Source organism: Streptomyces sp. NPDC005706, assembly GCF_040631045.1.
Taxonomy (GTDB): Bacteria; Actinomycetota; Actinomycetes; order Streptomycetales; family Streptomycetaceae; genus Streptomyces.
This window is the reverse complement of record NZ_JBEXYS010000002.1, coordinates 293,071-311,429: the sequence shown is the minus strand read 5'-3', so window position 1 is coordinate 311,429 and position 18,359 is coordinate 293,071. Positions and strand designations below refer to the sequence as shown.

Here is an 18,359-nt window from a genome sequence, read left to right as displayed (position 1 = left end):
CGACATACGCAATGGGTGTTGCATATAGTGCAACGCACCGGATCAGGAGGGTCACATGCCCCGCGAAACCGGCACCGAAGCGCTCGCCCGCCTCGCCGAGGAACGGGTGGACCACCGTTTCAAGGGCCTCCCGCCGGACGCCGAGGGCCTGACCGTCGCGGAGCTGGCCGCCCAGCGCCGCAACCTCTTCACCGGCGGGTTCAGCACGCCCGTCCTCGCCCTCTCCGCCGAGCGGCTGGAGCACAATCTGGCGCTCATGGAGACCTACGCGGAGCGGCACGGCCTCGCCTTCGCGCCGCACGGCAAGACCTCGATGGCCCCGCGGCTCTTCCAGCGGCAGATCGAGCACGGCGCCTGGGGCATCACGCTCGCGGTGCCGCACCAGGTGTGGGTGGCCCGGGCGTTCGGTGTCGAGCGGATCTTCCTGGCCAACGAACTGGTGGACCCGGCCGCGCTGCGCCGCGTCGCCGCCGACCTGGCGGCCGACCCGGCGTTCCGATTCGTCTGCTACGTCGACTCCGTGCGCGGGGTCGAGCTGATGGACGCGGCCCTGCGCGGCGCCGCCCGACCGGTGGACGTCGTGGTGGAGCTGGCCGCGGGAGAGGGCGCCCGCACCGGGGTGCGCACGGAGGCGGAGTGCGCGGCCGTCGCCGACGCCGTGGCCGCCGTACCGACGCTGCGGCTGGTCGGGGTCGCGGGGTACGAGGGCGAGGTGCCGCAGGCCGACACCGGGCGGGTGACGGCCTATCTGCGGCGGCTGACGGCGCTGGCCGCCGACTTCGACAAGAGCGGCCGGTTCGCCGGGGTGGACGAGATCGTGGTGAGCGCCGGCGGCAGCGCCTGGTTCGACGCGGTGGCCGACGTGTTCGCGGAGATCCCCGAACTGTCCGTGCCCGTCCTGAAGTTGCTGCGCTCGGGGGCCTACGTCTCGCACGACGACGGGCACTACCGCAGGCTCACGCCCTTCACCCGCGTCCCCCAGGAGGGCGCGCTGGAGCCCGCGTTCCGGCTGTGGGCGCAGGTCGTCTCCCGGCCCTCGCCCGAGCAGGCCTTCGTCAACGCGGGCAAGCGGGACGCGGCCCACGACCTGGACCTGCCCGAGGCCCAGGTGGTACGCCGGGACGGCACCGAGCGCCCGGCCGACGGGGTCACCGTGACCGGTCTGTCCGACCAGCACGCCTGGCTGCGCACCGCCGGGGACGCGGACCTGGAGGTCGGCGACTGGGTCGGCTTCGGCCTGTCCCACCCCTGCACGTCCTTCGACAAGTGGCAGCTCATCCCGCTCGCCGAGGCGGACGGCACGGTCGTCGACTACATCCGCACGTTCTTCTAGGGGGCACCGTGGAGGAGCTGGTCATCCGGGACGCCGACGTCGTCGACGGCAGCGGCGCGGACTCCTACCGCGCCGACGTGGTGGTCGACGGCGGCCGGATCGTCTCCATCGTCAAGGAGGCCGCGGCGGCGGGCTGTCAGCGGCCCGGGGCGCGGCGGGAGCTGGACGCCGAGGGGCTCGTGCTGTCCCCCGGCTTCATCGACATGCACGCCCACTCCGACCTGGCCCTGCTGCGCGACCCGGAGCACAGCGCGAAACTCGCCCAGGGGGTCACGCTTGAGGTCGTCGGGCAGGACGGGCTGTCGTACGCGCCGGTGGACGACCGGACGCTGGAGGAGGTCCGCCGGGCCATCACCGGCTGGAACGGGTACGGCGACGACGTCGACCTCGACTGGCGCACGGTCGGCGAGTACCTGGACCGCCTCGACCGCGGGATCGCCGTGAACGCGGCCTATCTGATCCCGCAGGGCACGGTCCGCGCGATGGCCGTCGGCTGGGAGGACCGCCCGGCGACCGGCCGGGAGCTGGAACGTATGCGGCAGTTGGTCGCGGAGGGCCTGGAGCAGGGCGCGGTCGGCCTCTCCTCCGGACTCACCTACACGCCCGGCATGTACGCGGACGACGCCGAACTCACCGAGCTGTGCCGGGTGGTGGCCGCGTACGGCGGCTACTACTGCCCGCACCACCGGTCCTACGGCGCCGGCGCCCTGGAGGCGTACGCCGAGATGGTGGAGCTGACCCGGCGGGCGGGCTGCCCGCTGCACCTGGCCCACGCGACGATGAACTTCGGCGTGAACGAGGGACGCGCGCCCGAACTCCTCGCCCTGCTCGACCGGGCGCTGGACTCCGGCGCCGACATCACCCTGGACAGCTACCCCTACACCCCCGGCTGCACCACCCTCGCCGCGCTGCTGCCGAGCTGGGCGGGCGAGGGCGGCCCGGAGGGGATCCTGGCCCGGCTCGCCGATCCGGTGGCCGCCGAGCGCATCCGGCACGACCTGGAGGTCACCGGCTCGGACGGCTGCCACGGCGTGCCGGTGGAGTGGGACACGATCGAGATCTCCGGCGTGACCGGACCGGCCCTGGCGGACCATGTCGGGCGGACCGTGCGGGAGTCGGCGGACGCGCGCGGCGAGAGCCCTTGGACGACCGCCCGCCGGCTGCTGGTCGAGGACCGGCTCGGCACGACGATCCTCCAGCACGTCGGGCACGAGGAGAACGTCCGCACGATCATGCGGCACCGCGCCCACACCGGCGGCTCCGACGGCATCCTGCGGGGCGCGAAGCCGCATCCGCGCGCCTACGGCACCTTCCCCCGCTATCTCGGGCACTACGTGCGGGAGGCGGGGGTGCTGGCGCTGGAGGAATGCGTCGCCCATCTCACCGCGCGGCCCGCGGCCCGGCTGCGGCTGCCCGACCGGGGCCTTGTGCGCGAGGGCTACCGTGCCGACCTGGTGCTGTTCGACCCGGACACCGTCGCGTCCGGTGCCACCTTCGCCGAGCCCCGCGTGCTCCCGGCCGGGATTCCGTACGTCCTGGTCGACGGCCGTCTCGCGATCGAGGACGGCCGCCGCACGGACGTACTGGCGGGGCGGGCGGTCCGCCGGACACCGGTGTGACCGCCCGGGCCCGGGCTACGGCTCGAACAGGAGTTGCGGCAACCGGAGTTACGGCTTGGGCAGGGTGCAGCCGGACGCGCTCAGGTTCAGCTTGTTGCCGGTGGTGAAGCAGGCCGGGATGTTGTAGGTCTCCTCGGCGTAGTTGATGCCCTGGCGGACGGTGACGTTGCCGCTCTGGTCGACCTCGCAGGGGTTGTTCTCGGTGCAGCGCTGGCCGTCCTCGTTGCCCGTGTTGTTGACGGCGACGACCTTGCCGGTGGCGGTGTCGATCACCGGCGAGCCCGAGGTGCCGCCGATGGTGTTGCAGGCGGAGGTGTAGCGGACCGAGTCCTTCCAGGTCCAGTCGCCCTCCTTCAGGCGGTACACGAAGCCGTCGATGTTGCAGCTGTAGATGCGCTTCCAGTAGCCGGAGACGACCTTGATGGCGGTGCCGGCGACCGGGTGGGTGTCCTGCATGGTGAGCGGGCTGATGCCGTACGAGCTCTTGATCGCCGCGTAGGTGGTGGTGGTGCGGTAGATCGTGACGTCGGTGTCCGTCATGGTCGAGTAGACGACCTGGTTGGCGCGGAGCGTGGCCACCTTGCTGCCGGAGGAGTTCAGCAGGCCGAAGGTGCGGCTGGAGGACTGGCCGGTGATGACCTGGCCGGGCGCCGGGAAGCCGGTCTCCAGGCAGTGGCCGTTGGTCAGCACGAGCGCCGGGTCGGTGTCCGCGGAGTTGGGGAAGCGGATGACCGAGCCGGAGCAGTTGCTGAGCGAGACGGTCCCGGCGAAGTTGACGGCCACCGCGTTGGCCGCCTTGGCCTGCGGTGCGGCGACCGCCGGGGTCGCGCCCAGCCCGGCGATGGCCAGGGAGGAGAGCGCGGCCAGGAGAGGCTTGTTCATGTGGGGGTCCCCTCTTACGACTTGGGCGACCGGAGATCTTCCGGTCGCCTCGCGTTTTGTCATGAGCATTCTCATGAGAGGGGCGTGCGGGGGCAAGCGGTTGTATGCGACGGCGTGGCCGCCCGGGGCATACGCGGGCTTTTGTCGGGTGGCGGACCGCAACTCGCGTCGGATCACTACCCACTTGGCGGCGCGTTACGGCCGCCTCCGGCTACCGGGGCCGCTTCGTCGCGCCGTGCCCGTGGCCCCGGCCGCCGCCCGGCGTGTCCGAGCCGGAGCTCGTCGGCGTGGCGGACGTGGGCCCCGGTACGGGGGTGGCGGGAACGGCGGAGGCCGTGGCGGCCGGAGAGCCGGACGTGCGGGAGGCCGTGGGGCGGCTCGTGGCGGTGGCCGCCGGGCCGTCCGCGGCGGGCGCGGACGCGGTGGGCGACGATGTCACGGGAAGGCCGGACCCGGCGCCGGGCGTGCCCGCCGCGGGGGCGGAGGAGTCCGCGCGGGAGGTCGCGGCGCCGGGGACGCGGGCGGGTGCGTCGCTCGCCGGGCGCGTTCCGGACGGAGCGCCGTCCGGCCAGGCGAGCACCGCGATCACCGCGACCGCGCCGGCCGCGCCGAGTCCGCCGGCGAGGACCGCCGTCCGGCGGCGGGCGCCCGCCCGCCGCCTACGGCGCCGGTCACGGCGGCCGCCGTCCGGCCCGCCCCCGGCAGGGGCGTACGGCTCGGCGGGCCCGGACGGCCCGGACGGCCCGGGCGGCCCGGAGAGCGCGGGCAGCTCGCGGGTCTCGTCGTAGGCGTTCTGCCAGCCATGGGCGGCGGCAGGATCGGCGTACTCCTCGTAGGAGGGGGCCGCGGCCGTCTGCGGGTGGTACACGTTCGGCTGAACCTCCGGCTCGCCGCCACCACCGTGCGCCTCGTACAACCCCACCCTCCCCTTGCCCGGCCGTCCTCACGCCGCCCCCTGTCGCACCAGGCACATCAGCGGCCTCGGCGCACCGGCACCGCGGCGCATTCTAGGGACGCGAGTGACTCCTGAGACAGCTACCGCCGATAACGAGGCAAACCGCACCGTCTCAAGTGGCGGAAGACACCACCCATGAGCCGTTACCGGGTCGTAAGCTCGCGGACATGCAGGTGATCCAGTCGACCAAGCTCGCCAACGTCTGTTACGAGATCCGGGGCCCGGTTCTCGAGGAGGCGATGCGCCTGGAGGCGGCCGGGCACCGCATCCTGAAGCTCAACACGGGCAATCCGGCCGCGTTCGGCTTCGAGTGCCCGCCGGAGATCCTCGAGGACATCCTGCGCAACGTCTCCGGCGCGCACGGCTACGGCGACGCCAAGGGCCTGCTGGCCGCCCGGCGCGCGGTCGTCATGCACAACCAGACCATCGGCATCGAGACGGACGTCGAGCACGTCTACATCGGCAACGGCGTCTCCGAGCTGATCGTGATGGCGATGCAGGGCCTGCTGGACGACGGCGACGAGGTGCTCGTGCCGGCGCCGGACTACCCGCTGTGGACGGCGGCGGTCTCCCTCTCCGGGGGCACGGCCGTGCACTACCGCTGCGACGAGCAGTCCGACTGGATGCCCGATCTCGCCGACATCGAGCGCAAGGTCTCCGACCGCACCAAGGCGATCGTCATCATCAACCCGAACAACCCCACGGGCGCGGTGTACGACGAGGCGGTGCTCAAGGGCCTGACCGACATCGCCCGCCGGCACAACCTGCTGGTCTGCTCGGACGAGATCTACGACAAGATCCTCTACGACGGCGCCACGCACACCCCGACCGCGAAGGTCGCCCCGGACCTGCTGACCCTCACCTTCAACGGCATGTCCAAGGCCTACCGGGTGGCCGGCTACCGCGTCGGCTGGATGTCGATCTCCGGCCCGCGCGCCCACGCCGACTCCTACATCGAGGGCCTGACGATCCTGGCGAACATGCGCCTGTGCGCGAACATGCCGGGCCAGCACGGGGTCGTGGCCGCGCTCAGCGGCCGGCAGACGATCAACGACCTGGTACTGCCGGGCGGGCGGCTGAAGGAGCAGATGGACGTCGCCTACGAGCTGCTGACCCAGATCCCGGGCGTCAGCTGCGTAAGGCCCAAGGGCGCGCTGTATCTCTTCCCGCGCCTGGACCCGCAGGTGTTCAAGATCAAGGACGACCGGCGGATGGTGCTGGACCTGCTGCGCGAGGAGAAGATCATGGTCGTCCAGGGCACCGGGTTCAACTGGCCCGAGCCGGACCACTTCCGGGTGGTGACCCTGCCCAGCGCCGGTGATCTCCGGGACGCGGTGACCCGGATCGGGACCTTCCTGGACGGCTACGGCCAGCCCTGAGGGCTGCTCGCGGGCGCCCCCGGGTTCTGCCGACGGTAGCCGGAGGGCCGCGATCCGTGACCCGACTCAACTTTAGACGAAATCCAAGCTAGGATGGTTTCCTGTCAGAGCACAGGAGGCCATCCCCATGTACGAACCGATCCGCACCAAGTCGGTCCACAGCACGATGGCCGGCGACCCTTCCGACTTCCCCCACCGCTCACGCGAGGAGGAGCTGGACATCCAGCTCGCCGGGCACCTCGCCGCCCTGCTCGCCGTCACCGACGACCTGCGCGCCCTGACCCCCTCCGCCGATCTGGAGGCGGCCGCCGAGCGGCTGGCGGCCCAGGTGGCCCGGCTGCGCGGAGGGCGGGCACCGCTGCGCGCCCAGCCGTCCGCCGCCGGTGAGCCGGCGGGCCTGCACCGGCGGGCGCACGCCCTCGCGGGCCGCGCGCTGGTGGTCGCCGCCTCCCGCGCCGACACCGCCGCGGCGATCCTGTCGGCCGAGCGGATGGACGCGCACGCCGCCGCCCTGGCCGGGCCGAGGGAACTCAGCTCGGCCCGCTGACCCCGCCCGGGGTCCCCGAACGGCCCCGGTCCGCGCGCACCCTGCAGCGACGCGCGGACCGGGTGCCACACATCCGGCCGGTCTCAGCGGCGGACGTACACCGTCGCCGACGCCGTCGCGCCCTCGTGCAGGGCGTCACCCGCCCAGGCGACCGTGTAGGTCGTGTCGCGGCGGGTGCGCGGCAGGTCGTCGATGGTGAAGGTGCCGTCGGCGGCGACGGTGACCGACGACAGGGTGCCGGTGCCGAGCCGGTCCGCGCGCCTCACGGTGAGCGTGGCCCGCTCGGGCAGCGCCTTGCCCTGGGCAGCGAACGTGCCGGTGATGTGCACGCCCCCGCTCATGGTGGCCTCCTCCGGCGCGGCGAGCGCGATCGAGCTGGACGCCCTGCCGACCGTGACGGTGTGGGTGACGTCGGTGGCCGGGCGGTGCGTCAGGTCGCCGAGGAAGGACACCGTGTACGTGGCCTCGCCGACCAGGTCGGGCTCGTCGAGGACGGCGAAGGTGCCGTCGTCCTTGACGGTCGCGGTCCCGAGCTGGTGCGTGCCGTCGGCGTCCTGGCGTACGGCGGTCACCTTCAGCGGCCCGGCGGGCGCGGGCCCGTCCCACTGGAGCCGGCCGCGCACCGCCAGCGGCTCACCGGCCACCGCCCCGGAGGGACTGTGGGTGAGGCCGCCGGTGAAGCCGGTGTCGTACTGGACGGCCGGGGGCTGGATGACGTGCAGCCAGAACTGGCTGCCGGCCGCGTTGGTGGTCACCGCGAACAGCCGGGAGCCGTCGGCCGCCCACTCCATGCCGCGCGGGGCGACCCGGTCGCCGTCGAGGCTGCCCTCGAAGACGAACTCCAGCGGGGCCGTCGCGTCGGTGGGGTCGGCGGGCTGGAGGAGCAGGTCGGGCGTGGCGCCGGTGGCCGCGGCGCCGCGCGCCAGGTACTTGCCGTCACCGCTGAAGGCGACCGAGCTGGCGGTGGCGCCGGCCGGGAGGGCCGGGTAGGAACCGTCCGCGTCGGAGAGGTCGCCGGTGTTGAGCAGCCGGGTGCCGTAGGCCGCGTCGGCGAGGGCGACCTTGCTTCCGTCGGCGGAGAACGCCATGTCCTTCAGGTCGAGCGCGCCGTTGCCCGCGCTGTCGGCGAAGCGGCGCGCGGCGTTGCGGACCAGGGAGTCGCCGCCGGTGTCGTAGACCGTGACGAAGGGGTCGGCCGCCTTCGTGCTGCGCGGCTGGCCCATCAGCATCCGGTTGCCCGGACCCGCCTCGAGCTGGAGCTTGCCGTAGTCGTTCCAGCCGGTGCGGGTGTGTACGCCGTTGACCACGCCGTCCAGGTAGGTCTGGGCGGTGGAGCACTCGCCGACGTACTGGGAGTACGGAGTGGTGAAGTACAACTGCCCGCCGGAGAAGGCGAGATCGCGGCCGCAGGTGTCGGTGTAGGTAGCGGTCAGGAGGGCCGGCTCGAGGGTGGTGGTGTCATAGGTCTGGATCTGCTCGCGCAGGCCGGCGTAGAGCTTGGAGCTGTCGGCGCTGAGGGCCAGACCGGAGACATGGGCCGGCGTCTGGAGAGTGGCGACCCGCTCGCCCTGGAAGTCGTAGACGGCGATGGTGCCCTTGTTGAGGTAGTAGCTCGTGTTGCTGTCGGCGACGAACACACGCTGGTGGACGGAGTCGACGGCGATCGCGGAGTACGAGGAGATCGGCAGCTTGACCACGGCGTCCGAGGCCGCCGCGTAGGCGGCGGGCGCGCCGGCGACGGTCAGGCCGGTCCCGGCGAGAGCGGCGGTCAGCAGTGTGGCCGCGAGCCGTCTGGATCGGTGTGCAGTATTCAACTGGGCCCCCCACAGGCTTGGTTGGGCGCTCCACCGGTACCGGTGAGACGCCTGTAGACGCCATGAAACCGGTGTGAAGATCCGGTAGCAAGGGGGCGCGCGACGGGGCCCCGCACGCCTTTGTGCGGGGCCCCGTCGGGGTTGTCACCACGGCCGGCCGTGACGATCGCTGGTCAGGGCATCCGGACCGGCCGTGGAGTCATGGGGTGCGGGTCTCAGCCCAGGCGCTGCACCAGCGCGCGGTACTGGTCCCACAGTTCCTTCGGGGTGTGGTCGCCGAAGGTGTTGAGGTGCTCGGGGACCAGGGCGGCCTCCTCGCGCCAGACCTCCTTGTCGACCGTGAGCAGGAAGTCCAGGTCGGCGTCGGACAGGTCGAGGCCCTTGGTGTCCAGCGCCTCCTTGGTCGGCAGGATGCCGATCGGGGTCTCGACGCCCTCGGCCCTGCCGTCCAGCCGGTCCACGATCCACTTCAGGACGCGGCTGTTCTCGCCGAAGCCCGGCCAGACGAACTTGCCCTCGTCGTTCTTGCGGAACCAGTTGACGTAGTAGATCTTCGGCAGCTTGGACTGGTCCTTGTCCTTGGCCACGTCGACCCAGTGACCCATGTAGTCGCCCATGTTGTAGCCGCAGAACGGCAGCATGGCGAACGGGTCGCGGCGCAGCTCGCCGACCTTGCCCTCGGCGGCGGCGGTCTTCTCGGAGGCCACGTTGGCGCCCAGGAAGACACCGTGGTTCCAGTCGAAGGACTCCGTCACCAGCGGCACCGCGCTGGCCCGGCGGCCGCCGAAGAGGATCGCCGAGATCGGCACGCCCTTGGGGTCCTCCCACTCCGGCGCGATGATCGGGCACTGCGAGGCCGGGGTGGTGAAGCGGGCGTTGGGGTGCGCGGCGGGCGTACCGGACTCGGGAGTCCAGGAGTTGCCCTTCCAGTCGGTGAGGTGCGCCGGGGTCTCCTCCGTCATCCCCTCCCACCACACGTCGTTGTCGTCCGTCAGCGCCACGTTGGTGAAGACCGAGTTGCCCCACAGCGTCTTCATCGCGTTGGCGTTGGTGTGCTCACCGGTGCCGGGGGCGACGCCGAAGAAGCCGGCCTCGGGGTTGATCGCGTACAGCTGGCCGTCCTCGCCGAAGCGCATCCAGGCGATGTCGTCGCCGATGGTCTCCACGGTCCAGCCGGAGACCGTCGGCTCCAGCATGGCGAGGTTGGTCTTGCCGCAGGCGCTCGGGAAGGCGGCGGCGACGTACTTGGACTCACCCTGCGGCGGGGTGAGCTTGAGGATCAGCATGTGCTCGGCCAGCCAGCCCTCGTCACGGGCCATGACGGAGGCGATGCGCAGCGCGTAGCACTTCTTGCCGAGCAGGGCGTTGCCGCCGTAGCCGGAGCCGTAGGACCAGATCTCGCGGTCCTCGGGGAAGTGGGAGATGTACTTGGTGGAGTTGCACGGCCAAGGGACGTCCTCCTGGCCCTGCTCCAGCGGGGCGCCGACGGTGTGCACGGCCTTGACGAAGAAGCCGCTGTCACCGAGCTCGTCGAGGACCGGCTGTCCCATACGGGTCATGGTGCGCATGGAGACCGCGACGTAGGCGGAGTCGGTGATCTCGACGCCGATCGCGGAGAGCGGGGAGCCCAGCGGGCCCATGCAGAACGGGACGACGTACATCGTCCGGCCCTTCATCGAGCCGCGGAAGACTCCGCCCTCGCCGCCGGAGCCCTGGAAGATCTCCCGCATCTCGGCCGGGGCCTTCCAGTGGTTGGTCGGGCCGGCGTCCTCCTCCTTGGCGGAGCAGATGAAGGTCCGGTCCTCGACGCGTGCGACGTCGGTGGGGTCGGAGGCCGCGTAGTAGGAGTTGGGGCGCTTGATCGGGTCGAGCTTGCGGAAGGTGCCCTTCTGGACGAGCTCCTCGCACAGCCGCTCGTACTCGGCCTCGGATCCGTCACACCAGACCACGCTGTCCGGCTGCGTCAGTTCGACGATCTCGTTGACCCACGAGATCAGTTCCTGGTGGTTGGTGGGGACGCCGGTGGGAGCCGCGATGTCGCGCGCCACGATTGCTCCTAAATGAGGGATTTTATGTCTTGTCGCCCCGTGGGGGCCTCGACCCGGACGCTTCGTAGCCGCTCATCCGGTGCCGACCGCACTCATTTGATCATCCGATTCTAGTGCCCATCTGTCCAGAGGGCATCACAGGTGAGCAACGTGAGGAACGCCACGGTTACCGCGGTTCTTTGCGTACACATGAAGTTCGACAGAAGGACTTTTTGCGTTGGGGCCCTCACGGGGGTGCCCTGACGCGCGACTTACGGAGCCGTAGGTACGATGCCCCGCATGACTGCGCCCGTCCCCGACGCGCCCCAGGACACGCCGGCCGCCGGCCGCGGTCCTGTGACGCTCTCCCTTCCGCACCCGGTCAAGCCCCGGCTGCGCGGCTGGCTGCACCTCGGAATGTTCCCGGCCGTGCTCGTCGCGGGCCTCGTGCTCACCGCCCTGGCCGACTCCAGCAGAGGCCGGCTCGCGTGCGGGATCTACGTCCTGACGGCATGCCTGCTCTTCGGCGTCAGCGCGCTCTACCACCGGGGCAACTGGAGCCCGCGGATGGACGGCGTCCTGCGCCGCCTGGACCACGCCAACATCTTCCTGATCATCGCGGGCACCTACACGCCGCTGACCATGCTGCTCCTGCCGGGCGCCAAGGGTCAGTGGCTGCTGTGGGGCATCTGGGCCGCGGCCGCCGCGGGCATCGTCTTCCGCGTCTTCTGGGTCGGCGCCCCGCGCTGGCTCTACACGCCCTGCTACATCGCGATGGGCTGGGCGGCCGTCTTCTTCCTGCCCGACTTCATGCGCAGCGGCGGCATCGCCGTCCTGGTGCTGGTCGTCGTCGGCGGCCTGCTGTACAGCGCCGGGGGCGTGGTCTACGGCATCAAGCGGCCGAACCCCTCACCGCGCTGGTTCGGCTTCCACGAGGTCTTCCACCTGCTCACCCTCGCCGCCTTCGTCGTGCACTACGTCGGCATCTCCCTGGTGGCGTACCAGCACGCGTAAGCGCCCGCGCGCACCCCCTGGCCACGGCTCGTCAGCCGTGGCCATTTTCGTGCGCCCGAAAGTGGGTGCCGATTGACAGCGAGCATATTTTGATAGCTACTGTCATTTCATGGTTACTGTCATCGGTGTGGAAGAGACGCGGCGCGATCCCCGCCGCTGGTGGGCCCTCGGGGCCCTGGTCGCGAGCATGCTGACGCTCGGCTTCGACATGACGATCCTCAATGTGGCCCTGCCGACCATGGCCGAGCGGCTCGGCGCCACCACCGGTCAGCAGCAGTGGATGGCGGACGCGTACGTCGTCGTCTTCGCGGCGCTGATGCTGCCCGCCGGGCTGCTCGGCGACCGCTTCGGACGGCGGCGGATGCTGATCACCGGCCTCGGGATCTTCCTGGCCGGTTCGCTCGTGGGCGCCCTGGCCGGGGACGTGAACCGGGTGATCGCCGCACGAGCCGTCATGGGCGTCGGCGCCGCGCTGATCACCCCGCTGGCGATGTCGGTGCTGCCGTCGCTGTTCACGCCCGACGAGCAGGGCAAGGCCATCGGCTTGGTCTCCACCGGCTCCGCGCTGGGCCTGCCGCTGGGCCCGATCATCGGCGGCTGGCTGCTGGACCACTTCTGGTGGGGCTCGGTCTTCCTGATCAACGTCCCCATGGTCGCGATCGGCATCGCCGCCTGCGTCCTGCTGCTCCCCGAGACCCGCGACCCCTCGTCCCCCCGGGTCGACACGCGCTCCACCGCTTTCACCGCGGCGGGTCTGGGCGCCCTGATCTACGCGATCATCGAGGCACCCGAGCGGGGCTGGGGCGACCCGCTGATCCTCGGGATGCTCGCCGGCTGTGCCGTCCTGCTCACCGGACTGGTCCTGCGCGAGCGCCGGATGGAGCGCCCCCTGCTCGACATGACGCTGCTGACCCGCCGCGGCTTCCTGCTCAACACGATCGCGGCCACCCTGGTGATGTTCGTCCTGTCCGGCCTGCTGTTCGTGCTGCCGCCCTACCTCCGGGCCGTCCTCGGCAACGGCACCCTGGGCACCGGCGTCCGGCTGCTGCCGATGGTGCTCGGCCTGTCCGTCGCCGCGAAGCTCGCCCCGCCGGTCACCACCCGCTTCGGAGCCCGCGCCACGGTCGCCGCGGGCCTGGTGGTCCTCGCCTTCGCCGGCCTCCTCGGCAGCCGCACGACGGCCGGGTCCGGCTACGGGTTCACCGCGCTGTGGCTCTCCGTCGCCGGTCTGGGGTCGGGCTTCGCGCTCGTGCCGTCGATGACCGGCGCGCTGGCCACCCTGCCCCGCGACCGCGCCGGCAGCGGCTCCGGACTGCTGCTGACGATGCGCCAGGTCGGCTCGGCGATCGGCATCGCCCTGCTCGGCAGCCTGCTGTCCGGCGTCTTCCGCGACCGGCTGGACGTCACCGGCCTGCCCGCGGGGGCCGCCGGCACCGCCGGTGACTCCGTGGTCGCCGCGCACCTGATCGCCGCACGAACCGGCTCGGCCCGGCTCGCGGCCTCCGCGAACAGCGCGTACGCGCACGGCATGGGTGTGGTCCTGCTGGTCTGCGCGCTGGCCGCCCTGGTCTCCGCGCTGCTGGCGGCGGCGTTCCTGCCCGGCACCGGGCCCGCCGCGCGCGGCACCTCGCGTGCCGCTCCGGAGATGGTCACCTCCGGGCCGGATGCCGGACAATGACCGCATGACGGCAGCACCCTCCCCCCTCTCCCCCGCCGACCGCCCCCGGCTGGGCCTGCGTGAACGCAAGAAGATCAAGACCCGCGAGGCGATCCGCTCCGCCACGTACGCGCTGGTCCAGGAACAGGGGTACGACGCCACGACGATCGAGCAGATCGCCGAGCGGGCCGAGGTGTCGCCGTCGACCGTCTTCCGGTACTTCCCGACCAAGGAGGACATCGTCCTCACGGACGAGTACGACCCGCTGATGGTGCAGGAGTTGCGCTCCCGGCCGGCCGGCGAGTCGTGGATGGACTCGCTGCGGTACGTGATGGACAAGGCCATCGACGCGATGGACCGGGAGGACGCCGAGGTGCTGCGGATGCGGGCGCACCTCGGCGTCCAGATCCCCGCCGTCCGCTCCCGGATGGTGGAGAGCATGTCGGAGACCGGTCGCCTGCTGCGCGGCGCCCTCGCCGAACGGGCCGGGCTCGACCCGGACGCCCTGGAAGTGCGCGTCTACGCGATGTCCCTGGTGGGCGGCATGATGGAGGTCTACATGGCCTGGGCGGAGAACGACTTCGAGGGCGATCTGCGCGACCTGGTGCGGCGGGCCCTGGACGTCCTGGAGCACGGTCTGCCCACCGGAAATCCCTGAGCCCGGCGCCCCGCGGCGTGTCATCCTGGCCGGGTGAACGGTCCCGAGATCCACGTCGAGTTCGCCCCCGGCCTGGCCCTGTTCGTCCCGAGCGGACGGCGCCGTGGGCCCACCGCCCTCACCACCGACGGCGTCTCGACCCTCGGCCACGTCGTCGAGTCGGCGGGCGTCCCGCTGACCGAGGTCGGAGCCCTGTGGGTCGACGGCCGTGAGGTGCCCACCTCGTACGTCCCCGTCGCGGGCGACTCGGTGGAGGTCCGCTCCGTCGTACGCCCCCAGCGGGTCCCCGGCGCCCCGCTCCGCTTCCTCCTCGACGTGCACCTCGGCACTCTGGCCCGCCGGCTGCGCCTGCTCGGCGTGGACACGGCGTACGAGTCGACCGACATCGGCGACCCGGCGCTGGCCGCTCGTTCGGCCGTCGAGAAGCGCGTCATGCTCAGCCGGGACCGGGGCCTGCTGCGCCGCCGCGAGCTGTGGGCCGGAGCGTACGTCTACAGCACCCGCCCCGAGGACCAGCTCCGCGACGTCCTCGAGCGCTTCGCCCCCGAGCTGCGCCCCTGGACCCGCTGCACCGCCTGCAACGGCCTGCTGGCGGAGGCCACCAAGGAGGAGGTCGCCGACCAGCTCGAGCACGGCACCCGGCACACCTACGACGTGTTCGCCCGCTGCGGCGACTGCGGCCGTGCCTACTGGAAGGGCGCGCACCACGACCAGCTCGAGGCCATCGTGGAGCGCGCCCTGGCGCAGTTCAGCGGGCGGGGCTGACGCCTCCCGCCGCTCAGGTGGTGTTCAGCGCCCGGCCCAGCCGCTCCGCATCCGTCGTCGGGGCGTCGCAGGTGAAGTTCCGGCAGACGTAGGCCGCCGGCCGGCCGTCCACGAGCGGACGGTCGGCGAGCAGCGGGAACTCCTCGCCGCCGGGGATCCCGGCCGCGACCACCGCGCCCGGCGCGGTGCCGAGAAGTGCCGTGCGGTGCAGGGCCGTTGTCTCCTCGTCGGTGAGCGAAGGGCCGACCACCGCCACTTCCCGTGGCCCGTCGAGCAGCGCTTCGGCGACGGCGAGACCCCAGCCGATGAACCGGGGCACCCGCGGTCCCAGCGCCTTCACGACACCGAGCGCCCCCTCGGCCGCGGTGCGGTGGGCCTCGGAGCCCGTGTGGGCGGCGTAGCTCAGCAGGGCACCCGCCGCGGCGCTCCACCCGGAGGGGGTGGCGTTGTCGGTGGGGTCCTGCGGCCGGCGGATGAGCTGCTCGGCGTCGGCGGCGGTGTCGTACAGGGCGCCGCCCTCGGGGTCGCCGAAACGGACCGGTACCTGGTCGAGGAGCAGTCCGGCGAAGTCCAGCCACACGCCCTCCCCGGTCACGGACGCGAGCGCGAGGAAGCCCTCGGCGACGTCGGCGTAGTCCTCCAGCACCCCGGCGTTGGGCCCCACGAGGCCGTCCCGGCTGGTCCGGGCGAGGTGGGCGTGCTCGTCCAGGTGCACCCGGACCAGGAGATCGGCGGCCGCGACGGCGGCCCGGACGAGGTCCGGCCGGTGGAAGTAGGCGCCGGTCTCGGCGAGCGCGGCGATCGCGAGCCCGTTCCAGGCGGCGACGACCTTGTCGTCCCGGCCGGGGGCGGGGCGCAGCGCCCGCCGGGCCAGCAGGCGCTCCTTGACGGACGCCACCTGCTCCGCGTCGAAGACGCCCTCGGTCTGCGGCAGTTGCAGCACCGACCGGCCGTGCTCGAAGGTGCCCTCGGCCGTCACCCCGAAGTACTGGGCGGCGAGTTCGGCCTCCTCGCCGAGGGCCTCGTGCAGCTCCTGCGGCGTCCAGACGTAGTAGGCACCCTCCACATGGCGCCCCGTGCCGTCGTCGCTGTCCGCGTCGAGGGCCGAGGCGAACCCGCCCTCTCCGGTGCCCAGTTCGCGGACCATGAAGTCGGCGGTCTCCAGTGCGACCCGCCGGGCGAGCTCGGAGCCGGTCGCCCGCCACAGGTGCGCGTACACCCGGCACAGCAGGGCGTTGTCGTACAGCATCTTCTCGAAGTGGGGCACGACCCAGTCGCGGTCGACGGAGTAGCGGGCGAAGCCACCGCCGAGCTGGTCATAGATCCCGCCCCGGGCCATCCGCTCACAGGTGTCGGACGCCATCTGCAGGGCGCCCTCGGCGCCGGTGCGCGCGTGGTGCCGCAGCAGGAACTCCAGCACCATCGACGGCGGGAACTTCGGCGCCCCGCCGAATCCGCCGCGCTGCGGGTCGTACTCCCGGGTGAGCGCGAGCAGCGCCTGGGCGAGTTCCTGCTCTCCGGGCGGCTCGGTGGCCTGGTGGCCCAGCTCCCGCTGGGAGAGGTCCCGCACGATCTTGCCGGCGACCTCGGCCACCTCGCCCCGCCGGTCGGCCCAGGCCTGCTGGACGCCCTCCAGCACCTGCCGGAAGGAGGGCATGCCGTGCCGGGGCTCGGGCGGGAAGTAGGTGCCGAAGTAGAAGGGCGCGGCGTCCGGGGTGAGGAACACGGTCATGGGCCAGCCGCCCTGACCGGTGGCCGCCTGCACGGCCTCCATGTATACGGCGTCGACGTCGGGGCGTTCCTCGCGGTCGACCTTGATGCTGACGTAGTGCTCGTTGAGGTAGTCGGCCGTGGCCTGGTCCTCGAACGATTCACCGGCCATGACATGGCACCAGTGATCAGCCGGCTAAGTGGCACGACGAGTAACCCACCGAAAGAAGGATGGGAACGTCGCGCCTCTTGGCCTCTTGCATCGCCTCCTCTCCCCATGGCCACCAATCCACTGGATTGCCGGCGTGCTGGAGGAGATACGGCGACTGGGAGTGAGCCAGTCGATTCATGTCTGGCATCGTCGCACGATCCGGAGCGTCCGGCCCTGCAATCGAGGGCCGGATCCACGGGTAATCCGGTGCACACGAGAAGTGACCACGGGCGTCCATGCGCCCGCGGCGACGACGCGGGCGCCGAGCCGTCAGGCGGGCTGGACGGTGACTCGTGCGGCAGCGGACGGTCAGGTGTGCGGTTCGAGCCGCGGGGGCGCAGCGGCGGACGATCATCCGCCACTGCATGGCGGTCGGTTCCTGCGCCTCGTCGACGACGACGTGCCCGTACGTCCGCTCGGGCGGGCCGTCGACCAGGCGGGACCAGTCCCTTCCCGGCACCCTCCAGCCGGCCGATCTCCCTGGCCGGCCCCTCGGTGGCGATCTCTCTTCCGTATGCCTCACCGGCGCTTTCCGCAGGGGCCTTCAGCACACTCGCTCGCTGTACTCGCGCCTCGGAAATCCGCTCGGTGAGCACCTCGTACAAGGAGGACGCGAAATCCTGCTCCGGTGCGACCGCACACAGCGGGATCATTGATTTTGGCAACAGGGGTCTCCTTCGGTTCGGGCCGCACATGCAGTCAGAGCTCCCTGAAGAATCAAGCCATTACTCCCTTGGCGAATTATTCCGCCGCCGCACCGGTGGATGCCGAAGAAATGGCGTTTGCGGTTGCCCGGCGGGCATGACCAGTGCGGCGCCGGCCCCCTCGCGGCCCGGGCGGCGAGCAGCCACCGGCAGGCGTCGCCTGCGTCGGCCGGGCCGACGGCCGGTCCGGGGACCGGGTAGGCAAGGGTCTCCAGGGTGGTGCCGAGGACGGTGCGGCCCAGCCGAATCAGCAGCGAACGCACCAGCAGAACGGCAAGAACTGGCGGCCGCCTGAAATTCGGCAACGCTGGAGGCGCGGCCATGAACACCTTCGTATGTCGATCGGCGGGAACTTGACCGACTGGAATACAAGCAAGCGCCACAACGCTGTCGAGCTTGGAATTTTCCGCCAAAACCATTGCGGCCGAACGAACCCCATGTCTCTGCCGAATTCGCGGGCTGAGCGGTTTTGTGCCCCTGGTGGATTTGCGCCCGGTGATCGTGCCGCGCACACCGGCCGGTGCCCGCTCGACCACGCCGGGGCCGGTTCGCGGGTGCCGTCCGTCACCGGTCCCCCGCGGGCGGGCCGGCCGACGGCGGCTCCGCGATGCCCGCCGAGATCGCCGCCGTCACCGCCGCCGCATGAGAGTCGGGGTGGAAGTGGCCGCCCTCGTACACCTCGGGCGGGAAGCCGCCGACCGTGTGCTCGCTCCAGGCCTTCGCCTCGTCGAGCGTCACCTGGGGGTCGTCGTCTCCGGTGAGGGCGACGACGGGGCGGTCCAGCGGAGCTCCCGGAACGTGGCGGTACGGCTCCACCGCCAAGAGTCGGCCCCTGCGGCCGGGAGGACACCCGCGGCGCCTCCGGGGCACCCAGGATCCGGGAGTCGGTCCCGCCGAGCCTGCCGAGCTCGTCGACAGGCCGTCGTCGTCGCGCCGGGTTCCCGCACGCCCCCCGTCCCGCGGTCTTGCGTTCGGGCGTCGTCCGCCGCGGCGTACCGGTCGAATCGCCCCTTCTCCCCACGCCCGTCGATCCACCGGATCGACGGTGCGCCGGAGAAGATACGGATACCGGGAAGGAGATTTT

The 18,359-nt window shown here is 71.9% G+C and carries 14 protein-coding genes and 1 pseudogene; 8 read left to right on the top strand and 7 right to left on the bottom strand.

Translation table 11 applies throughout. The features are described from left to right. Window positions 1–55: 55 nt before the first annotated feature. Entirely contained in the window at window positions 56–1,333 is a 1,278-nt protein-coding gene (locus ABZ478_RS04965) for an amino acid deaminase (protein ID WP_359545428.1), read from the top strand. A gap of 8 nt (window positions 1,334–1,341) precedes the next feature. Beyond that, on the top strand, window positions 1,342–2,952 hold the full coding sequence (locus tag ABZ478_RS04960; RefSeq protein WP_359545427.1) for a D-aminoacylase: 1,611 nt from the start codon (window positions 1,342–1,344) through the stop codon (window positions 2,950–2,952). A 48-nt stretch (window positions 2,953–3,000) separates the two neighbouring features. Here the strand turns inward: ABZ478_RS04960 and ABZ478_RS04955 are convergent, their stop codons facing one another. Both ABZ478_RS04955 and ABZ478_RS04950 read right to left on the bottom strand, forming a co-directional pair. Next, a complete protein-coding gene (locus ABZ478_RS04955) occupies window positions 3,001–3,834 on the bottom strand; it encodes a serine protease (protein WP_359545426.1) in 834 nt (277 codons plus the stop codon). A 211-nt stretch (window positions 3,835–4,045) separates the two neighbouring features. Beyond that, entirely contained in the window at window positions 4,046–4,750 is a 705-nt protein-coding gene (locus tag ABZ478_RS04950; protein ID WP_359545425.1) for a hypothetical protein, read from the bottom strand. 206 nt (window positions 4,751–4,956) lie between these two features. Between ABZ478_RS04950 and ABZ478_RS04945 the strand changes: the two genes are divergently transcribed. Then, on the top strand, window positions 4,957–6,168 hold the full coding sequence (locus ABZ478_RS04945) for a pyridoxal phosphate-dependent aminotransferase (protein WP_359545424.1): 1,212 nt from the start codon (window positions 4,957–4,959) through the stop codon (window positions 6,166–6,168). A 127-nt stretch (window positions 6,169–6,295) separates the two neighbouring features. Next, the gene (locus tag ABZ478_RS04940; protein WP_359545422.1) at window positions 6,296–6,715 is read left to right on the top strand and encodes a hypothetical protein; all 420 of its coding nucleotides are present in this window, start codon (window positions 6,296–6,298) and stop codon (window positions 6,713–6,715) included. 83 nt (window positions 6,716–6,798) lie between these two features. Here ABZ478_RS04940 and ABZ478_RS04935 read toward each other — a convergent pair whose 3' ends face one another. Both ABZ478_RS04935 and ABZ478_RS04930 read right to left on the bottom strand, forming a co-directional pair. Further along, a complete protein-coding gene (locus tag ABZ478_RS04935) occupies window positions 6,799–8,529 on the bottom strand; it encodes an Ig-like domain repeat protein (RefSeq protein WP_359545421.1) in 1,731 nt (576 codons plus the stop codon). 215 nt (window positions 8,530–8,744) lie between these two features. Continuing rightward, complete coding sequence (locus ABZ478_RS04930; protein ID WP_359545420.1) at window positions 8,745–10,577, bottom strand: phosphoenolpyruvate carboxykinase (GTP); 1,833 nt, start codon at window positions 10,575–10,577, stop codon at window positions 8,745–8,747. A gap of 279 nt (window positions 10,578–10,856) precedes the next feature. Here ABZ478_RS04930 and ABZ478_RS04925 point away from each other — a divergent pair, with 279 nt between their 5' ends. The 4 genes from ABZ478_RS04925 to ABZ478_RS04910 all read left to right on the top strand — a co-directional run bounded on the left by ABZ478_RS04925 (window position 10,857) and on the right by ABZ478_RS04910 (window position 14,650). Next, window positions 10,857–11,570, top strand: coding sequence for a hemolysin III family protein (locus tag ABZ478_RS04925; protein WP_358936408.1), 714 nt, complete (start codon window positions 10,857–10,859; stop codon window positions 11,568–11,570). Window positions 11,571–11,679: 109 nt separating this feature from the next. Next, on the top strand, window positions 11,680–13,248 hold the full coding sequence (locus tag ABZ478_RS04920; RefSeq protein WP_359545419.1) for an MFS transporter: 1,569 nt from the start codon (window positions 11,680–11,682) through the stop codon (window positions 13,246–13,248). A gap of 4 nt (window positions 13,249–13,252) precedes the next feature. After that, complete coding sequence (locus ABZ478_RS04915; RefSeq protein WP_359545417.1) at window positions 13,253–13,885, top strand: TetR family transcriptional regulator; 633 nt, start codon at window positions 13,253–13,255, stop codon at window positions 13,883–13,885. Window positions 13,886–13,918: 33 nt separating this feature from the next. Next, window positions 13,919–14,650: a Mut7-C RNAse domain-containing protein gene (locus ABZ478_RS04910; RefSeq protein WP_359545415.1), complete on the top strand. Its 732-nt coding sequence runs from the start codon at window positions 13,919–13,921 to the stop codon at window positions 14,648–14,650. A gap of 13 nt (window positions 14,651–14,663) precedes the next feature. Here the strand turns inward: ABZ478_RS04910 and ABZ478_RS04905 are convergent. The 3 genes and pseudogenes from ABZ478_RS04905 to ABZ478_RS04895 all read right to left on the bottom strand — a co-directional run bounded on the left by ABZ478_RS04905 (window position 14,664) and on the right by ABZ478_RS04895 (window position 18,097). Further along, window positions 14,664–16,719 (bottom strand): annotated as a pseudogene (locus ABZ478_RS04905) (thioredoxin domain-containing protein). Window positions 16,720–17,220: 501 nt separating this feature from the next. Continuing rightward, window positions 17,221–17,811 carry a hypothetical protein gene (locus ABZ478_RS04900; RefSeq protein ID WP_359545413.1) on the bottom strand — a complete coding sequence of 197 codons (591 nt, stop codon included), beginning with the start codon at window positions 17,809–17,811 and terminating at the stop codon, window positions 17,221–17,223. A gap of 28 nt (window positions 17,812–17,839) precedes the next feature. Next, window positions 17,840–18,097 (bottom strand): hypothetical protein, encoded by a 258-nt coding sequence (locus ABZ478_RS04895; RefSeq protein ID WP_359545412.1) that lies wholly within the window; start codon window positions 18,095–18,097, stop codon window positions 17,840–17,842. Window positions 18,098–18,359: the final 262 nt, after the last annotated feature.

Excerpts from the sequence above, each read along its gene's own strand:
- ABZ478_RS04965 (WP_359545428.1), top strand. The coding sequence starts at position 56 with ATGCCCCGCGAAACCGGCACCGAAGCGCTCGCCCGCCTCGCCGAGGAA.
- ABZ478_RS04955 (WP_359545426.1), bottom strand. The coding sequence starts at position 3,834 with ATGAACAAGCCTCTCCTGGCCGCGCTCTCCTCCCTGGCCATCGCCGGG.
- ABZ478_RS04945 (WP_359545424.1), top strand. The coding sequence starts at position 4,957 with ATGCAGGTGATCCAGTCGACCAAGCTCGCCAACGTCTGTTACGAGATC.
- ABZ478_RS04940 (WP_359545422.1), top strand. The coding sequence starts at position 6,296 with ATGTACGAACCGATCCGCACCAAGTCGGTCCACAGCACGATGGCCGGC.
- ABZ478_RS04925 (WP_358936408.1), top strand. The coding sequence starts at position 10,857 with ATGACTGCGCCCGTCCCCGACGCGCCCCAGGACACGCCGGCCGCCGGC.
- ABZ478_RS04920 (WP_359545419.1), top strand. The coding sequence starts at position 11,680 with ATGGTTACTGTCATCGGTGTGGAAGAGACGCGGCGCGATCCCCGCCGC.
- ABZ478_RS04915 (WP_359545417.1), top strand. The coding sequence starts at position 13,253 with ATGACGGCAGCACCCTCCCCCCTCTCCCCCGCCGACCGCCCCCGGCTG.